The organism is Micromonospora sp. LOL_023, assembly GCF_048060115.1.
Lineage (GTDB): Bacteria > Actinomycetota > Actinomycetes > Mycobacteriales > Micromonosporaceae > Micromonospora_E.
This window is the reverse complement of record NZ_JBHMIM010000229.1, coordinates 1-228: the sequence shown is the minus strand read 5'-3', so window position 1 is coordinate 228 and position 228 is coordinate 1. Positions and strand designations below refer to the sequence as shown.

General features: G+C 70.6%; 1 protein-coding gene. It reads left to right on the top strand.

Annotated elements, in window-relative coordinates; all coding sequences use genetic code 11:
* A partial coding sequence (locus tag ACFHVL_RS31565) for a transposase family protein (protein WP_416632277.1) occupies positions 1-228 on the top strand: 228 nt, incomplete at both ends.

Below are 228 nucleotides of genomic sequence, written 5' to 3'. Positions count from 1 at the left end.
GCCAAGCACAAGAACCACGGCGGCAACATCCAGGTCCTGACCGCCCCGGACGGCTGGCCGCTGTGGACCTCGCCGGTACGCCCCGGCCGGGAACACGACACCAGCTGCCTGCGCGCCCACCCCGGCCTGCTGACCACCCTCACCGAGATCCGCGAGAACATGCGGACCCTGGCCGACCTCGGCTACGAGGGCGAAGCCGACACCATCGCCGTCGCGTTCAAGAAGCCC